The following is a 17,848-nucleotide window of genomic DNA, read 5'->3' as shown; positions in this document are numbered from 1 at the left end:
ACCCCCCTCTGCCCACGATGAGCATACCCCAAGAGCCCAGCCGTCCGCCACGCCGTGAGTTCCTCCGCACGACGGCGCTTGCCGCGGGCGGGGCGTTGACCGGTTCGTCGATTGCCGCGGCGCAGCACAGCGGTCATGCAATGGACGGTGGCGGTCGTGGCATGAAAGGCCACAATGGCATGTCGCCCGAGCTGCCAAAGCCGATCGGCGATCCGTCGTTGGGTCGCCCAACGGGCGTACAGGACGAGTACGACGGCTTCCGGCGCTTCGCTCCGAGCCGGGGAAACAGCCCCGACAGCGATTATTACCTTGGCAAGCTTGTGCCGGGGCTGCGAGATCCGTCGGCGGGTCGGGCGCCGTTCGTCGCGCCGGATATCACGTCCTTGCCGTACGAGATGAAGGGGGGCGTCAAGGAGTTTCACCTCCGCGCGACGCCCGTCGAAGCCGAATTCTTGCCCGGCTACAAGATGAACGTCTACGGATACAACGGCAGCATGCCGGGGCCGACGATCGAGGTCACGCAGGGCGATCGGGTCCGGATCGTCGCCAAGAACGAACTCCCCGAGCCAACGTCGATGCATTGGCACGGATTCGAGTTGCCAGTGCAGTGGGATGGCGCTTCGGAGCTAACCCAGAATCTCATCGAGCCAGGAGAGACATTCGTTTACGAGTTCGACATCCACGAAGAGGGAACCTTCTTCTATCACTCTCACATTCCCATGCAGGAAGCATTCGGCATGGTCGGCTGGTTTATCGTCCACCCGAAGAAGGACTGGGACCCGCCGGTCGATCGCGACTTCGGGTTGATCTTTCAGAACTTCGCTATCGAACCGGGCCAGACGGTCTCTGACAGCTGGGCGATGGATTGGAGCTGGCACACGATCAACGGCCGCAGCGGTCCGTTTAATTCGCCGCTAGTCGTCAAGCACGGTGAGCGCGTGCGGATCCGTATCCTCAACTTCTCGCCGATGCAGCACCACCCGATCCACTTGCACGGCCACACGTTCTGGGTCACCGGGCACGAAGGGGCGAGGATTCCTAAGAGTGCTTGGATCCCGCGGAATACCGAGCTGATCGCCGTAGCTCAGGCTTCCGATTTCGAGTTCATCGCCAACAATCCGGGCGACTGGATGATGCACTGCCACATGGTGCATCACATGATGAACCACATGACCGAGCAGGTCGGCCCGCGGGTCCGGCCTCACCAATCCGTCGATGCCTACCTCGCGAACCTCGACCGCTCGCCCGGCGTGTCCAGCCAGAACTCCGACCCCGGCTTCGCGGTGCCTGGATATCCCCAAAAGATGAAGGGAATGAGCATGGACATGATGATGAGCGACCGGATCGTCGGCCGCCGCGAGACCCTTGGCATGAGGGCCGACTGGCCGATGGCGATTATGGGCCTGATGCTGGCGGTGCGAGTGTTGCCCGAGGACCTCTACCACCTCGTCATGGAGACCGATGAGCCGGTCGAGCCAGGCTCGGTCTTCACCGAGATCGTCCGCCGGTTCGGCGACCCGAGCGTCTACCACCCGGCCATGAAGATGTCGCACGGGTAGGCCACTTCGCATTACGCCGGATACCCCCGGGTGGTATGCGGTTTGCTCTGGGTCTGGTTGTCCATTTCGGCGATTTGATCGCCAAAACCAGATCTAGGGAGACCTTTTCGATGGCTACTGTGACTGCGAATTACCAGGACTGTATCGAGGCCTGCAACGTCTGCCTCGCCGACTGTCTTGCCTGCGTTGAGGGCATGCTGGGCAAGGAGTCGATGAACGACTGCCCGAAGTGCTGTCTAGAGTGTGCGGCGATCTGCCGGGCATGCGTCGAGGCGATGGCGATCGGTGGTAAGCACGCCGGAGCGTTCTGCAAATTATGTGCTGAGGTTTGCCAGTACTGTGCCGATCAGTGCGGCGCCCACGACCACGACCATTGCCAGAAGTGCGCCGAGAGTTGTCGCCGGTGCGCGGAGAGCTGCCAAGCTGTTGCAGCTTGAGCCGGGTCGGTCTTTCAATGCACCCGATTGGAGGCGGCCCGGGCGACTGGGCTGCCTCCTCCTTCTAAGTATCGACAGGCCACAGGATGCCCTCAAGTTCTGACGACACAGACAACTCGTACGAATCTGGCAGTCTCTCGCTGCCGGGTGCGGTGGCGATGGGCACCGGCGTCATGATCGGTGCTGGCATCTTCGCTTTGACCGGGCAGATGGCCGAGCAAGCGGGCGGTCTCTTTCCGATAGCTTTCCTCTCGGCGGCGGTTGTCACGGCATTCAGTGCCTATAGCTACGTGAAGATGTCCAACGCCCACCCATCCGCGGGCGGCATCGCGATGTACCTCAAGAAGTGCTACGGCGAAGGTACGATCACGGCCGGTTGCTCGTTGCTGATGTATTTCTCAATGGTCATCAACGAGAGCCTCGTCGCGAGGACGTTCGGCGCTTACACGCTCCAGCTGTTTGATGCCCCAAAGGACTCGTGGCTCGTGCCGGCCCTTGGAGTCGGTCTGCTGCTAGCCGCCTTCTCCGTTAATCTGATGGGCAATCAATGGATCGGCGGGATGTCGATGGTGACCGCGGTGATCAAGATCGGCGGCATCGCTCTGTTCGCGGGGATCGGGCTCTGGCTCTCGGGCGGATCGTTCGCGCCGGTCACGTCAGCAAAAGAAGCCTCCGTGACAGGCTTCTTGGCGGCGACCGCTCTCGGCGTTCTGGCCTACAAGGGCTTTACGACTATCACCAACGACGGCGACGAGTTGGTCGAGCCGAAGAAGAATGTCAGCCGTGCGATTATGATTTCGATTGGGATTTGCGTCGCCACTTACGCCTTGGTCGCTTTGGCGGTGGCGGGATCGCTGAGCCTCGACGAGATCGTCGCCGCCAAAGACTACGTCCTGGCCGAAGCAGCACGGCCGGCTCTTGGCGAAGCAGCGGTCTACTTCACGGTCGGATTGGCGATTGTGGCGACGATCTCGGGAGTGATTGCGAGCGTGTTTGCGGTCTCGCGGATGCTGGCGATGCTCACCCAGATGGAATTGGTCCCGCACCGCCACTTCGGGATGCCCGGCGACGTGCAGAAGCACACGCTCGTCTACACGGTCGTGCTGGCGATCGTCTTGACGATCTTCTTCGACCTCAGCCGGATCGCCGCCCTCGGAGCGTTCTTCTATCTCGTGATGGATATCGCGATCCACTGGGGTATCTATCGGAGCCTACGCGAACAGATCGGGGCCAGTGGGCCGGTTCTCCTGACCGCGATTGGGCTCGACTTGGTCGTGCTCGGTGCCTTGATCGCCGTGAAGGGGGCCGCCGATCCGTGGCTGCTTGCAATTGGGGCGGCTGGATTCTTGTTGATCTTCGGCGGCGAGCGGTGGTTTCTCGGCTGGAAGCATGGCGAGTCACGCTCGGCAGAGACAACCAGCTAGGCCTGCTCCTCTCGGACAGGTAAGCTGGGTAATTCCACCCGACACCGTGAGTTGCTGCCCCCGTGCTCTCCGACGACGACAAGACGAAGATCGGCAATCGCCTGCGGCGGATCGCGGGGCAAGTCTCGGCCGTTCAGCGGATGATTGACGAAGACGCCTACTGCGTCGAGACACTCACCCAGATCGCCGCCGCCAACGGCGCCCTCAGCAAAGTGGGCCGGATGATCCTAGAGACGCATGTCCAAACCTGCATCCAGAGCGCCCTCGAAGGAGACGACGAGGCGAAGCGCGATGCAATGCTCGAAGAGCTAGCCTCCCTCTTCCAGAAATATGGCCGCGTAACCGACTGATCCAGCTGACCTGTCTGGCTATCCAAAAGATTGGATCGGCGGGACGGGTTTCGGGTAGCTTCCGAACACTCGGCGGCCGATGCCATAACGCGTGTAGTGACCGATCTCCTGGAAGCCCGTTCTGCCGAAGGCACGGAGTGCCGAGGTATTGAGGCTCTCCGTCGTCGCGACGAACCAATTAACGCCGCTGGACTCGGCTAGCTCGTTGGCGGCGCAGCAAAGGACTTCTCTCATCAATCCGACGCCACGCGAATCGGCGGCCGTGTAGGCGTGAAAAACGAAAACGCTACGCTCGTCGAGTTCGATCGCGGTAGCCGTAGCTTTCAATCGACCGTAGTTCATGCCGGCTTCTGCCGAGCCTTGAAAGAACCACGCAAACGAGCTTAGCCTTTCGGCGGCAGTAACAGCGAAGCAACTGAGTCTTGGGTCGTCGAGTCTTTCGACAAGCTCCTCGCAATAGCGAGCCTCGCCGCTTTCGATGAATCGCTTCAGCTTTGCTACTGAAATCCGCTCCGCCTGCCCGTTGATTGACTCTGCCGCGAGCTTAGAAGTCTCGGCGATCATCACGGTGACCCGTTCGAGCACCATGACGCGTTGCAAGCAGCGGTAGGCAAACCGTTTTAGCCAGAAAGACATCGTGTCATTCTCCAAAAAGGGCGGGGGCGACGGGGCGCTCCGGGTAGGAGGACCTCCCCTCGGCACGTCGCCGCCCCCGCGAGAATCGCGTCTTATCGAACCCGCGGCGGTTCGACGCCTTGTTGGGCTAGCTTCTGGAGGTAGCCCTGGGGGTTGGCGTGCAGCTTCTTCGCGCAGCCTGGGCAGCACAGGTAAACCACCCGTCCTTCAACAACGGTCCGGTAGGGCCCGCCCATCGCGTCGAGCGGCTCATCCATCACGGGACAGAGCTTTTGGGCGGCTACAAATGGGGCGTCCGCCGCGGTCGCCTTGGTGATCTCTGGCTTCGCCGTACCGCTCGCAGTGGGCAGCTTGGCAAGGTACTTCTGCGGCTCCTTTTCCAAGAACTTCAGACATCCTTTGCAGCAGAGATAGACATCACGCGGCAAGCCGGTGACCTTGAGCGGCGTCCCCATTGAGCCGAGGGGCTCGTCCATCACGGGGCAGAGCTTCTGGGCCGCGATCGCCGCCGTGTCGGCTTCCGTGGCCGGCGCGACCTTGAGATCGGGCTTGCCGATCACGTACTGAGACGGGTTGTCTTTGACGGCATCAATGCAGCCCGCGCAGCAAACGTAGACCGTTTGATCACCGACTTGCACCGGGATCGGCTTGCCCATCGAACCCAACGGTTGGCCGCTGACGGGGCAGACCCTCTGCTCGGCGATGGCGGCCGCTACCTGCTGGGCTTCGGTCCTCGGGGCAACCGCGGTCGTTTGGAATCGGACCGGCTGATCTTGCGGACCGGAGAGGCCGGCGAGCTGGACGTCGAGTTCAATTTGACGACCGGCGATCGGCGAGAGATCAACCGCCACCGCCAACGCTTCGGCCGAGCCGTCGGAGCGTGTCTCAGCGAAAAGGTCGTACCGATAACGCTTAGCGTCGCCCTGGACCTGAAGCGTCGCCACGCCACGGACATCGCGTAGATCAAGCGGATTCTTCTGCTCGGTATAGGCGAAGAGTCGAATTCCGCTTGGAGCAATCACGGTTTCGATCTGCATCGCGCCGACGTCGGCCAGCCGACCGCCGTGAGGGCCTTGGTCATCGGCAACGGCTGGTGCTGGGGGAGCGACCGGTGGTTGTTGCGCAGCCATCTTGTGGCCGGACCCGTGCGTTGCTTGATCATGCTGAGCAAATGCAGGTACCGCGATTGCAAGACCGCAAGCGAGCACCAAGTAATTGAGGACTCTCATCGTTTCTCTCCCTAGGTTCACTTCTTAGATTGATCGCCGCGGACGCTTCCTTACGCCGTTGGCACGAGTTCTGAGACTTCTTTGGCCGACTCGGTGCCGGCCCAGTGCCGATCCGGAAGGCCCATCTGCATCTTCATTTCCTTGTAGCCGCAGTAGACGACCGGAACGACAAACAGCGTCACCAGCTCGACGATCATGCCGCCAAACACCGGCAACGCCATCGCGTGAGCAACATCGGCGCCTCGCCCGGTGGATAGGAGCACCGGCACGAGCGCCAGGACCGTGGTTGCCGTTGTCATCAGGCAGGGTCGGATGCGGCGCATGCCTGCCTCGATCGTCGCGGTTCGGATGTCCTGCACGCTGTTGAGCCTCACGCGACTGAAGACCTGATCGAGGTAGGTGGCGACCACCACCCCGTCGTCCACCGCGATGCCGAACAGAGCGATGAAGCCGACCCAGACAGCGGTGTTCATTTCAGCGCCGGCGAACGCCAGGGCGATCATCCCGCCGGCAAACGCCACCGGGATGCCGGCGAAGACCGCGAGCGTGATCGGCACGTGGCGGAACTGGAGATAGATCACCAGCAGGTTGATCAACACTACCAGGGGCACTAGCCAGATCAGCCGCTGGTTCGCTTCGATCTGGTTGCGGAAACTGCCGACCGCTTCGAGCGAGTAGCCGGCCGGCAACGCCAGCCGCGAGGGATCGTTCTCAGGCAAAGCCATCGCGTCACGCAGCGACTTCTCAATCGCTGCGACCGATTCGAGGTCACCCGTCACACCGCTCGAAGCGAACGCGACGTGCGCGACCAATCGGGCGTTCTCGCTGTTGATGGCGCCGGGCCCCCACGTAGTTTCTAGCTTCGCCAGCTCGCCAAGCGGGATGACCTGCCCGCCATGGGTGACGACCGGCAGGCTCTCCAACTGGTCGATGCGTTCCCGCAGGTCGCGGCGGTAGCGGATGCGGACCGGGTAGCGTTCACGGCCCTCGACGGTCTTGATCAGATTCATGCCGCCGAGCGCTGTCTCGACGACCTGGTTGACCATCTGCACCGACATGCCGTAGCGAGCGGCGGCGGCGCGATCGACCGTGAACTCGATGTAGGGCTTACCCAGCACGATGTCGGGGTTCACCGTCGCGGGGTTCACATACGGCGAGCCACGCAAGTGCTCAGCGATCGAGACCGCCGCGTCGGCCAGCTCCGCGAGCGTGTCGCCGTAGATGCGGATCGCCATCGGCGCCTTGATGCCGCTCTGGAGCATCACGACACGGCCCTCGATTGGCTGAAGCGGACTGGCGGGTGTTACGCCCGGCAGCGTCGCGGCCGCGTTGATCTCGTCCCACACGTCGCGGGAAGTGACGCCCTCACGCCATTGGTCCTTCGGCTTGAGCATGACGTAGGTCTCGACCATCGCGGCGGGCGCCGGATCGAGGGCCGACTCGACGCGGCCGATCTTGCCGAGCACGTCCTGGACTTCGGGGATCTGCCCGATGAGCACGTCCTGAGCTTGGAGCACCTGCATCGCTTGACTGAAGCTGGCGGCTGGGTAAAGGGTCGGCATGTAGAACCAACTCCCCTCGTCTAGCGCGATCCAGTCGTCACTCTTTAGCCCGGTAAAAGTGTGTTTTAGATCGACGTACCCCGGCAATTCGTTAGGTTTCACGCCGAGGACCGTGGCGATCCGCTCGAAAGGCCGCATCACGGTTGGCAGTCCGATCCAACCCCCCAGCCCAACGACCATGATCAAGACCGGGACCACCAGGAACGCGGCTTTATTCCGTAGGAAAAGGTTGAGCGTGGGCACATACGCTCTCACGATTGCGCGACTGACGAAGCTCTCCTCGATCGGTCGGATACGCTCCCTAGTGAGCAGGTAGCCACCGAGCCCGCCTAAGGCGACGGATAAGGAGACTGCGATAAGCGGTGCGACGCCGTACTCGGCCTCAATCGCCTCGGTCCATAGCAGAGAAACCAGCAAACCGCCCAGAACGCCGCCGACCAAAGCCACGGCGAGGTTCGCAGAGCGTGGCCAGCGAGCGCTGCGGAGCAAGAGTCGGGCGAGCGCCGGCACCAAGGTCACAGCGACGACCAACGCCGCGGCGATGGCGAAGGTCTTGGTCCAAGCTAGCGGGCTGAAAAGCTTGTAGTCGCGGCCCGTCAGGAAGAAGATCGGCAGGAAGCTGACGATGGTGGTTGTCACAGCGGTCACGACCGCCGGGGCGACCTCGGTCGCGGCGTCAGCGATGACTTGGCTGCGGCGTTCAGAGCCCCCCTCTTCGCCCGCCTGCTCCCACTCGGCGAGGTGCTGGTAGATGTTCTCTGAGACGATGATCCCCATATCGACCATCGTTCCGATCGCGATCGCGATGCCCGCAAGCGACATGATGTTGGCGTCGATGTGAAGGGTCTTCATTGCGACGAACGCCAACAGCACCGCGACGGGCAGCGTGGCGGCGACAATGAAGCTGCTGCGGATGTGCAGCAGGAAGAGCAGGATCACGACCCCCGTGATGAGGATTTCTTCGCGGAGGGCGGTCGTCAGGGTGCCGATCGTTTCATCGATCAACCCGGTCCGATCGTAAACGCCGTGGATCGTGACGCCGTCCAGGGCGGGCGTGATCTGCTCGATCCGCTTCTTGATGCGGTCGATTACCTGCCGCGGGTTCTCGCCGTACCGCATCACGACCACGCCACCGACCGCCTCGGTCCCGTTGTAGTCGAGCGCACCCCGGCGGAAGTCGGGCCCCAACTGCACCCGAGCCACGTCCTCCACCTTCAGCGGCACCCCGTCTTGCTGGCGGATGACGGTCTGCTCAATGTCGCGGATCGCCTTGGTTGCGTCACCGTCGCCGCCCAGGAATCCTTTGCCACGGACGATGAACTCCATGCCGCTGGTCTCGACGGTCTTAGCGCCGACATCGACGTTCGATCCCTGCACCGCCGAAACCACCTGATCCAACGCGACACCGTGGAATCGTAGCCGGTCGGGATCGACCTCGATCTGATACTGACGCACGTAGCCGCCTATCGAAGCGACTTCGCTGACCCCCTCCACCGCTTGCAACTCAAACTTCACGACGAAGTCCTGAAGCGACCGCAACTCGGCGAGGCTCATGCCCTCTGGGGGTGGGCGCAGCACGTAGTAGTAGACTTGCCCGAGTCCGGTTGCGTCGGGTCCGAGCTGAGGAACGACGCTATCGGGAAGTTGGCCGGCGGCCGATCCCAGCTGTTCGGAGACTCGGCTACGCGCCCAGTAGAAATCGACCGAGTCCTTGAAGGTGACTTGGACGAACGAGTAGCCGAACATACTCTTGCCGCGCACGCTCTCCGCGCCCGGCACGGCAAGCAACGAGACACTCAGCGGATAGGTGACTTGGTCCTCAATGTCCTTCGGTGAACGTCCCGGCCAAGGCGTTAGGACGATGACTTGGTTCTCGCCGATGTTCGGGATCGCATCGATCGGCACGGTCCGGTAGCTGTACCAGCCGTAGACGCTCAACCCCACCGCCAGCAGGACAACCAGCCAGGCTTCTTTGACGCAGAACCTCACGAGATTAGTGAGCATGAGGAGCCTCCGTCATGGCAGGCATGGGGGCGTCGGCCTCGTTCTTGTCTTCGCCGCGGCTCGGGTCCATCAAAGAAGGCTTGCCACCGAGCTGCATCTGGGAGTCGATGAGGAAGTTGCCGTCGGTCGCCACCGTGTCGCCCACCGTTAACCCGTCGAGCAGGACGGCCGACTCATCCGTGAGGGCCGCGATCGTGACCTCCCGCAGCTCGAATTCGCCCGGCTTGGTCTCGACATAAACGACGGAGTTGTCGCCAGCCATCAACACAGCGCTCCGCGGCACGACGATCTCCCCGTCATCTGCTGGCGGCTGCGCCGCGTAGCCGTAGCGCGTCGTCGGGACGAGGTCCATCTGGCAGATCGGGCAGACCCCCGGCTCGGTGCGGACGATCTGGGGGTGCATCGGGCTGATCCACTTGCCGGCGAGGGCCGGGTCATAGACCTCATCAAGTGGGATCGCCGGGACGCGGATCGTCGCGGTGGCGTAGTCGCCCGGCTTGAGGCGGCCATCGAAGTTCGACAGCTCAACCCGCACGCCGACTGTCCGGGTCTTGTCGCTGACCACCGGGTCGATAAAGGCAACCCGTCCGGTATAAACCTCGCCGGGGTAGGATTGGACTTCGGCCTGGACTTCTTGGCCGAACCGGACCCGGGCGGCGTCGCTTGGATAGAGGTCGAGCATCAACCAGACGGTTGAGAGATCAACGACACGGTAGATCGGCTCGCCCGTCTTGAGGTAGTCGCCTTCGACCTTGAAACGCTTGACAACGGTGCCAGTGATCGGCGAGGTGATTCGGAGTCGCTTATCCGCTTGCCGTGTCGTCAGCAGCCGATCGATCTGCGACGGGGTCATCCCCAACTCTTGCAGGTTGTCCTGAGCGACCTCGCTCAACTTGTCGTTCCGATTGCCAAGCACCGAAAGAGCCGGCGTATCAAGGCTCGACAGGTACTCAACCTGGGCCGAGTAGAGCGCCGGGCTGTAGACGAGCGCCAAGTCGTCACCTTTGGCCACTTCGACGCCCTCGTACTCGGCGTACATCTCTTCTAAGCGACCATCAACGTAGGCCGCGATTGTCGCCATCCGCTCCTGGTCATAGGCGAGCTGGCCGATGCTGTGGATCGTGCGGTAGGCCGGCTTGCGCTGAACCGTGGCGGTGCGGATGCCGAGGATGCGTCGCGCCGCGGCGTCGATCGAAACCGATCGCTCCCCGCCCCCCCCCGCTTCGGCGAGCACCAAATCCATGGCGCAGACCGGGCACTTGCCCGGTTCGCCCTGCGGTGGCGTGCACATCATGGGGCAGATGTAGCGCTCGCTCTCGGCGTCGGCCTTAACCTCAGGAGTTTCTTTACTGGACGCGACCGCTACAGGGACCAACGCCATCCCGCAGATCGGACACTTGCCTTCGGCGTCTTGGCGTATCTCCGGGTGCATTGGGCAGGTGAACTCGGCCGTCGCCGCCTCAACGGATTCGGGCGCCGACGCTGTCCCGTCGGCGCTCCTGATCCATCCAATGCGTTGGCTCAAGCCGACTAAGAAGAGGCAGAGCACCATCGCACCAACCGCGATGCCGGCCTGCCTCGTCGTGCGGGCAACCCAGCTACGCATGGCCCCGGGTCGCGACGATGATTGCGTCTCGCCACGGACGAACTCGTTAGCGGTTTTCATGCGTAAGGTCTCACGAGACGGGAGAGCAGGTCACGATCAAGTTCTCGATCGTGACCAACGGATTCGTGGCGGCGCGCAGCAGCCAACTGAAGGCTTCCCTGTGATACGACCGCCCAGAAAAGGCGTGTCGTCGTTGCGCCGGCGGATGGCTCGGCGCGCACCTGGGGCGCTAGCGACTCAAATACGCCAAACGCCAAGCCGAGCTAAGCGTCCGTTGGACGGCTCGACGGCTGGATCGATGAGATACTCACGCCGCTCAGATGAATCGGCTAGCCATCGACTTGGTAGCCGAACGACCGCCCCTTGCAGCTGTTCGGCAAGCCGCTTCAAGACGGGTCGGGCGTCGCTCTCCGGAAAAGCGGGTTCGGCGGGCTTCACGCACAAGCAACCCTCGCCAACAGAACCAGAGTCACTTCCGGCGTCGGATGAGCGGCTCTCCTGTTGGCCGCTGTCCCTCTTACTGCAGCATCCCGAAGTCGCCTTGGGCGGTCGGGTGACGGCAGGCTTCCGCATTTTCGAGCAACAGCCACAACGCTGACCTACCTGCGTCACGGGACAGGAGCCGCAGCCGGCACAAGTCGCATCGACGCCTGCTTTGGTAGTGCAAGTCGAGCCGTGTGCTCGCGGAAGACCGTGCAGCGGCAACGCTAGCATTCCGATCAGGAAGAGCTTGACGGCCGAACGGATTGCACGGGACTTGATCAACGGACCGGTCGATAGGTTGGTAACGCAGATACCTCTGGGGGGTATTATCGGCAGGATGCCCCACCACAGCAAGTGTAGTTCGCTTGAGCACCTCGCGGCGACTGTCTCAATAGCCATTCCGAACGCATGGATAAGCAAGAACAGGGCGTGTGGAGCCTATCCACGCTAGGAATCGTCGTCGCGGGACTCTCACTCTTGGCTGGCTGCCGTGCGCCCCTGGGGCAAGGGGACGCCTGCGTCGAGCCCACCACGCCATCTGCTGACCATCGGGCGGTCCTCGTTGATTTCGAGTCCGCGGCGGAACGGGATGAGGCGGTGGCTGTAAGCCTCCCAGATGGGGGACCTACCCTAGAACCGGTCCAGCCCGGGGTGATTCGGCTCAGCTCAACGCCAACCCCCCCGGCCCGACAACCGGTCGAGCAACTGGTCGCCGTAGCAATCGTTCAGCACCCCCGCGTGAGAGCGGCCCGAGCACGGTACGCCTCGGCAACCTGGCGGCCGGAGCAAGCCCGTTCGCTCGATGATCCGATGCTGTCAAACACATTCTTTCCGATCTCGGATCAGGCTCTGCAAACAGCGGGCGGTCGGGCTGGCAACACGATGTCGCTGTCGCAGAAGTACCCGTGGCCAGCTAAGCGCGAAGTGAAAGGGGCGATCGCCGAAAGGGAGGCCCAAATCGCCGCAACGAAGATCAGGCAGGCCGAGCTGGAGATCGAAGAGCTGGTCCGGCTTGCCTACTACGAACTCTGGTTCGCCGATCGCGCGATCGGGATTACCGAGCGGAACCGTGAGATCGCGATCGAACTGGTCAAGCTCGCCGAGGCCCGAAACGCCGCCGGCGGGAGTCAGCAGGACGTGCTGCGTGCTTCACTGCAAGTTGACAATCTCGACTCGAAGTTGATCAGCCTGACCGAGCAAAAAGCGCTCGCACAGGCCGACCTCGCCGCCCTGACGCAGCAGCCGAGCGCGCAAGGCATCGAGCCGATTGAGACCATCGACCTCACCGGCGTTGAGCAACAACGTGAGGCCTTGTTCGCACTCGCGCTCGAATACAACCCCAGCCTGAACGAGCAGCGATGGGCGATCTCACGTGATCGGCAGAAGCAAGAGCTTGCCTGCTTGCAGAAGCGTCCTGATTTCACGTTCGGAGTTGGCTGGCAAACCATCACCGAGAGCGACGCCATCTCCCCAGTCGCCAACGGGCACGACAACATCAGCTTCGCGGTGGGGCTGACGCTGCCGATTTGGCGAGATCGGATCCGAGCGGGGATTAACGAAGCGTCGGCTGCCTTCGCGGCCGCGTCACGCGAGTACGCCGATACACGCGACGACACATTCCGCCGCATCCGCCGCTACAACGAACAGGCGCAGGCAGCCCAGCAGCAACTCGACCTGTACGAGAATCGCCTGATGCCCCGATCTAAACGGGCTCTCGAACTCGCCTCGGCCGACTACCGGGGCCGCCTCGTCGATTTCGGTGAGGTCACCGCCGGCTTCACCGAACTGCTGATGATCGAACTACAAGTCGCCCGGACCAAAGCCACGCTCGCCGGGGCCATCGCTCAGCTAGAGCGAGCCGTCGGTTGCGGGGTCGATACGACGGAGTGACGAATGTCTCTCCAGTGGCACTAAGCGGTGACAAGCGACCTCGGCGTTTACGTCCTGTGTACGTTCGCACCTCTGCTACTTGCCATAGTATGAGAGTACGTCAGACTGATACGTCTGCGGCTTCGACTGGCGGTTCAGCCACGGCTGATTCCGCCTTCTATTGCACGGCCTTGGCTGGCACGACTTCGCTCAGCCTTGTGAGCGAGTATCGGTGCTGTCTAAACCGGAACGCTTGCTCACCACCTTCGAGCTGCACCACGGCGGTTGTGACCTCTGATCGCTCGAAGCAGCCCTCGGCAACGACGACGCACTGACGGCCGGTATCGGCGTGCGGCCGATTCTCCAGCTTGATCACGTAGTCGGCATCCCCGAGGACGGGAATGTTGGCGACGTGGGTGACGACGATCAGCTGCCGCAGGAACTTCGCCCTCAGCATCTTGGGAACGATCAGGTTGACGACGTACGAGTAACCTAGCTCGTCTTCCGGCTGATCAACAATGAGGGGCCGCGATCGCGTCTGAAGCGCCAGCGTCAGGATAGCTGCGCTCTGCTCGCCCGGTGAAAGCCCGGTGGCGAGATCCGCGTAGGTTTCTTCGCCCTCACGTTTGACTTTGATGCGCGGTACATCGGGAACGTCAACGATCTCTATCTTGTTGACTAACTCGATGTCGGACCCAATCGTACAGAGCACTTCCTGCGTGTTCTTGGTGATCTCGCACAAGTCGGTCAACGACGGCGAACCAGATCGGCTGATAACCTTGCCGTCATTGCAGATAGCCTCGGCCAGCTCCAACGGTGTCACGTTTGAAGCAATGGCTTGCAGGTGCTGTTCGCGTTTCTGGATTCGCTGGTATTGGTTGGTGATCTCGTCGCAGATTTCACGCAGCGATTCAAGGTATTCTCGTTGGTCGCCACCCCCCTCCACGTTGACGATGATCTTCTTATCGAAGGTGCCGTTCAGTTCCTCGGCCTTTTCTGAGCGCGTCTTCGAAATCGTGGTGTTCGCGGCCTTCAGTTGCGTGCGCAGCGTATCTCGTTCATTCTCCAGTCGGCTGATCTCCGTCTCCACGCTCCCCAGCCGGGGCTGATCCTTCTCCTTGATCTTGCGGATCTTCGCGCGGTGTGACGTGATCTGTTGGCGTAATTGGGTCGGTGATTCGACGCCGCTCTTCTTCAGTTGCTCGGCAATCTCTTTCTCGTGATCGGCGTGCTTCGCCTTCCAAGGCTTCAGATGCGACTGATGAGTAGCGCTGAGCTTCTTGATAGCACCCACCAGCTGCGCTCGGGTGGTCTCGATCTCTTTTAGACCCTTCTGGGCGTCTTCACGCCAAGCCTCGATGGCATCCCGGTCGGCTACGTTCTCAGCCGGTACGGCCGGAAGCGATTGAGAGAAGAGCTGGACCAGTACGTCGTCTTCGTCGGCCAGCTCATTCGGGACGGCGGGGTCTGGGATTTGCGCTGCCGCGAGTGTGATAGTTTCCACGGCGCCGGTGATCCCATCCACAACGGCAACCGCGTTGCCCCATTCGCCTTCCGTTGCTTCGTCGGGCAGCTGCTCGTTGAAGCCCTCCAGCTCCTCCTCCAGCCGTTTGAGCGCTGCGATCTCGGTCTTCAGTGTCTCACGCTCAGCGTTGAGCGGCTTCAGGGCAGTGGCATTGGTCGTCAGCTTCCCGAAAAGTTCATCGCGATTCGCCTTCGTGCTGTTGAGTTCTGCGAACTCGTCGAGCATTTCCAGCTGCCTGTCGATGTCACTGCGAAGGAGACCGATCCGACCCTGCTCGTAGACCTCGATCTGGAAGGAAAAGTCGTCTGCCGGTTCTAAATTCTCGTTTTCTTCGTCGTACACGTAGGCAATCGCTAGGTCGCAACAGCCGGTCACGTCCCTGCCGTTCGTAGTTGGTCGGAACGTACGCTCGACAACGTAGTACTCGCCGTTGGAGCGCAAGAACAGCTCGACCTTGTTTTCGGCCTGCAGGATACTGTCCAAGCGCCGCAGCAGTGTCAGCCGCGAATTACTGTCGGTCGGGTCTTCAGTGTGGCCGAGCACGAACCGGATAAAGTCGAAGACGGCTGACTTGCCGGCGTGGTTGTCACCGACAATGCAGTTCAGCGATTCGTTAAAGCAGAACGTCTGATCCTTGCAGTACCCGCCGTGGACACGGACGGCGAGGATGCAATCGTGGACGGCAGCCAGCGGTTCATCTAGTGAGATACGGGTGCGAGGCTCGCAAGCCACCTGTCGTAGGCCGTCGATGGTCGGAGCTTCCATGCGGAACCACGAACATCCGTCGCCAATTTCTGACGGCTTGTGTGCGTCGCTACGGTTGAACGGAGCCAAGCAGTAGGTGCTCTCTGCTATCTGCTTAGGTGACGCCGAGCTGAGGACGTAGCGGTTGACCCAAGTGCCGTCCTTGTCGTGGCCGATGTAAGTGACCTTGTTGGCGTGCGCGTCCTGTTTGACCTGAATTAGCTTGATGTGTCCGGTCTCTAGCCAATTAACGCGAGTCTGTATCTTCGGCGAACAGGACAGGAAGCCAATATTCGGCGTCCACGGGTGCGGGGCAACGACGATTCCGCCCTCTTCCACGATATGCTGGAGTACCTCATCGACCGTTTTCTTCGAGCCGATCTTGGTATCGCCAGTGCCGGGGATCTCCAGCCAGCCGATGAAGTGCTCGCGTTGCCTCGCAGAGTATTCCTGCGGGAAGATCGCGATGATGTGGACGCCTTCGTGAGTCGTGATCTCGATGCCTGGCAGCACGGTCAGTGCTCGGCCTTCGGTCTTCGACTCCGCGTAGACTTTGTCGTAGGCGTCGAATGTCTGATGGTCCGTGATCGCAAGAATGTCGATCTCGGCCTTACGTGCCTCGGAGACCATGTCCTTGGCGGAATGCCCGAGGCCGTGTGCGTGGAGGTTGACCTTATACCAACGGTTTCCGTTGGTACCCCCGGCGACGAGCTGCTTCAGAAGATCAGTGCGTTGAGTAGCGAATGGACGTCTCCTTTACGAATAGGCATCCAACGGAGGCACGCATTATAGCGGACTTGCCCCTAGTGTCGAGCTACGGACGATCCGGTAGTACAACTCGCGACCGCTTTCACCTGCGTCGGCCCGACACGCCGAGGAGTGTTCGTCACGCTTCAGAGCCATTGTGTTGACTCACTAGCCATCTCCACCGCACGGTGCTTCGACGCAAGGCAGTCTACGCTCGCGGGAGACGAGAACGCCGTAGCGGTTGATCAAGCAGCGTGCTTCTCGCTGTCGTACCTTGTGACCGATGTCGAACCGACCGAGACTCTCGCCGGCCGTCGTCGATACTAGAGACTCTTTACGGCGCAAGTTTCAGGTCTCAAGACGCTTCGTCTCGGTACACGGCGTCGATAGCGGCTTGCTGCTGGGTCGGGGCCAAGTGACGGTAGCGTTGCCGCATCTCTTCGGTTTGGTGGCCCATCCAGGCGTCGATCATGCGTTGGTCGATGCCCTCTGCCATGGCGTTCGACGCAAAAGAGTGCCGGAAGACATGGAAGCCCCGGACCGCCTGCCAAGCCGAACCTTTCAAGGCGACCTCGAAGAAGTGATCGGCTGCATCGGTGGTCAACGGCTGATCATTGTCTCGCGTCAGTGCGTACGGACCGGATGGGTGTTCCGCGAAGTACTGCTTGAACACCCGGCCCAGCAGATTCGTCATCGGAACCCGGCGGAAGCTCAGGGCGTGCTTGCGCGAACGCTTTTTCTCTCGGACTAAGATGGTGCGGCCCTCAAAGTCAAAGTCGGCCTTCTCGGCGCGGAGCAGCTCGCTGCGTCGCATCCCGGTGTGGGCCACGAGCACGAACATCGGGTAGACAAACGGAAGCCCGGCCTGCTTTGAGGCGTGGTCGAGCAGGCGATCGACCTCGGGGCGGGTTAGGAAGAGCGATTCCCAAAGAGCGGCTTCTTGAGCCTTCGACAACTTGCCCCCGCTGACGGCCCGTTGGATCTCCGCCAGGGTCTGGAAGGGGGGCTTCTCATCCCGCTTCGGGTAGATCACGTGGCTGATCGGTGGCGGGTTCTCGACGTACTCTTGCCGCTTCGCCCAGTTCCACACCAACCGGAGGGTCGTGATCTCTTTCTTGATCGTGTCGGGGGTGATTGATCGCTTGGCGTACTGGTCTCTGGAGCGGAGTTCGACGTAACCCTGCACGGTGCGTGGCGTGATCGCGGCCAGCCGGGTCTTGGGTTTCAAGTGCCGGAGCAGGTGCTTGAAGTGCAAACGCTCGCCGGCGAGCGTCCGCGGCTCCTTCGACCCGGTCGGGAGTTCAGCTTGATAGACGCGGAACAGGTCGTCCAACGTCTGCACTTTTGACGGCTGCCGCCTGGCTTTCCGGACCCGGGCCCCCGAGACGATAAAAGCGCCCTCCTCCACATCCTGGGGCAGCTCAACCAGCCCCATCTCGATCATCCGCAAAGCTTCCTCTACCTGCCCGAGAGAGGCGGCGGCGACGGGTCGGCTTTTGGTGCGGAGCGACCGCTTGTACTCCTGGCCGGCGTAGCGGAACCGGACACGGTAGCGACCCGAACGGGGGTCGATTTCGAGGCTGGCCATTTGGGGGCAGTGGGAGCGAAAGAGAGCGTTCTTGTGACGCAATCATCCTTTCCTACTGCCCAATGACGGGCCACCAATGTGACCG

General features: G+C 61.8%; 11 protein-coding genes. 5 read left to right on the top strand and 6 right to left on the bottom strand.

Annotation, left to right across the window (positions count from 1 at the left end; translation table 11 throughout):
• Positions 1 to 17 precede the first annotated feature (17 nt).
• The 4 genes from Mal64_RS17425 (at position 18) to Mal64_RS17410 (ending at position 3,770) form a co-directional block, all read left to right on the top strand.
• Entirely contained in the window at positions 18 to 1,559 is a 1,542-nt protein-coding gene (locus tag Mal64_RS17425; RefSeq protein ID WP_146402697.1) for a copper oxidase, read from the top strand.
• Positions 1,560 to 1,594: 35 nt separating this feature from the next.
• Positions 1,595 to 1,996, top strand: a complete 402-nt coding sequence (locus Mal64_RS20490) for a four-helix bundle copper-binding protein (RefSeq protein ID WP_391570438.1) — start codon at positions 1,595 to 1,597, stop codon at positions 1,994 to 1,996.
• 86 nt (positions 1,997 to 2,082) lie between these two features.
• On the top strand, positions 2,083 to 3,420 hold the full coding sequence (locus Mal64_RS17415) for an APC family permease (protein ID WP_146402693.1): 1,338 nt from the start codon (positions 2,083 to 2,085) through the stop codon (positions 3,418 to 3,420).
• 62 nt (positions 3,421 to 3,482) lie between these two features.
• Positions 3,483 to 3,770: a metal-sensitive transcriptional regulator gene (locus Mal64_RS17410; RefSeq protein WP_146402691.1), complete on the top strand. Its 288-nt coding sequence runs from the start codon at positions 3,483 to 3,485 to the stop codon at positions 3,768 to 3,770.
• Positions 3,771 to 3,788: 18 nt separating this feature from the next.
• Here Mal64_RS17410 and Mal64_RS17405 read toward each other — a convergent pair whose 3' ends face one another.
• The 4 genes from Mal64_RS17405 to Mal64_RS17390 all read right to left on the bottom strand — a co-directional run bounded on the left by Mal64_RS17405 (position 3,789) and on the right by Mal64_RS17390 (position 10,867).
• A complete protein-coding gene (locus Mal64_RS17405; RefSeq protein WP_146402689.1) occupies positions 3,789 to 4,406 on the bottom strand; it encodes a hypothetical protein in 618 nt (205 codons plus the stop codon).
• A gap of 92 nt (positions 4,407 to 4,498) precedes the next feature.
• Entirely contained in the window at positions 4,499 to 5,614 is a 1,116-nt protein-coding gene (locus Mal64_RS20245) for a hypothetical protein (protein WP_231993855.1), read from the bottom strand.
• Positions 5,615 to 5,685: 71 nt separating this feature from the next.
• Positions 5,686 to 9,201 (bottom strand): efflux RND transporter permease subunit, encoded by a 3,516-nt coding sequence (locus tag Mal64_RS17395; RefSeq protein WP_146402687.1) that lies wholly within the window; start codon positions 9,199 to 9,201, stop codon positions 5,686 to 5,688.
• Entirely contained in the window at positions 9,191 to 10,867 is a 1,677-nt protein-coding gene (locus tag Mal64_RS17390) for an efflux RND transporter periplasmic adaptor subunit (RefSeq protein WP_231993831.1), read from the bottom strand. The genes Mal64_RS17395 and Mal64_RS17390 overlap by 11 nt, the downstream gene beginning before the upstream one ends.
• 831 nt (positions 10,868 to 11,698) lie before the next feature.
• Between Mal64_RS17390 and Mal64_RS17385 the strand changes: the two genes are divergently transcribed.
• Positions 11,699 to 13,180 carry a TolC family protein gene (locus tag Mal64_RS17385; protein ID WP_146402685.1) on the top strand — a complete coding sequence of 494 codons (1,482 nt, stop codon included), beginning with the start codon at positions 11,699 to 11,701 and terminating at the stop codon, positions 13,178 to 13,180.
• Positions 13,181 to 13,337: 157 nt separating this feature from the next.
• Here Mal64_RS17385 and Mal64_RS17380 read toward each other — a convergent pair whose 3' ends face one another.
• Together Mal64_RS17380 and Mal64_RS17375 are read right to left on the bottom strand one after the other, a co-directional pair.
• Positions 13,338 to 16,058, bottom strand: coding sequence for an AAA family ATPase (locus tag Mal64_RS17380; protein WP_146402682.1), 2,721 nt, complete (start codon positions 16,056 to 16,058; stop codon positions 13,338 to 13,340).
• 472 nt (positions 16,059 to 16,530) lie between these two features.
• Positions 16,531 to 17,763 (bottom strand): tyrosine-type recombinase/integrase, encoded by a 1,233-nt coding sequence (locus Mal64_RS17375; RefSeq protein WP_146402680.1) that lies wholly within the window; start codon positions 17,761 to 17,763, stop codon positions 16,531 to 16,533.
• Positions 17,764 to 17,848: the final 85 nt, after the last annotated feature.

This window comes from Pseudobythopirellula maris, from assembly GCF_007859945.1.
Taxonomy (GTDB): domain Bacteria; phylum Planctomycetota; class Planctomycetia; order Pirellulales; family Lacipirellulaceae; genus Pseudobythopirellula; species Pseudobythopirellula maris.
Note: the sequence above shows the minus strand (reverse complement) of the source record. Positions and strands in the feature narration are given on the sequence as shown.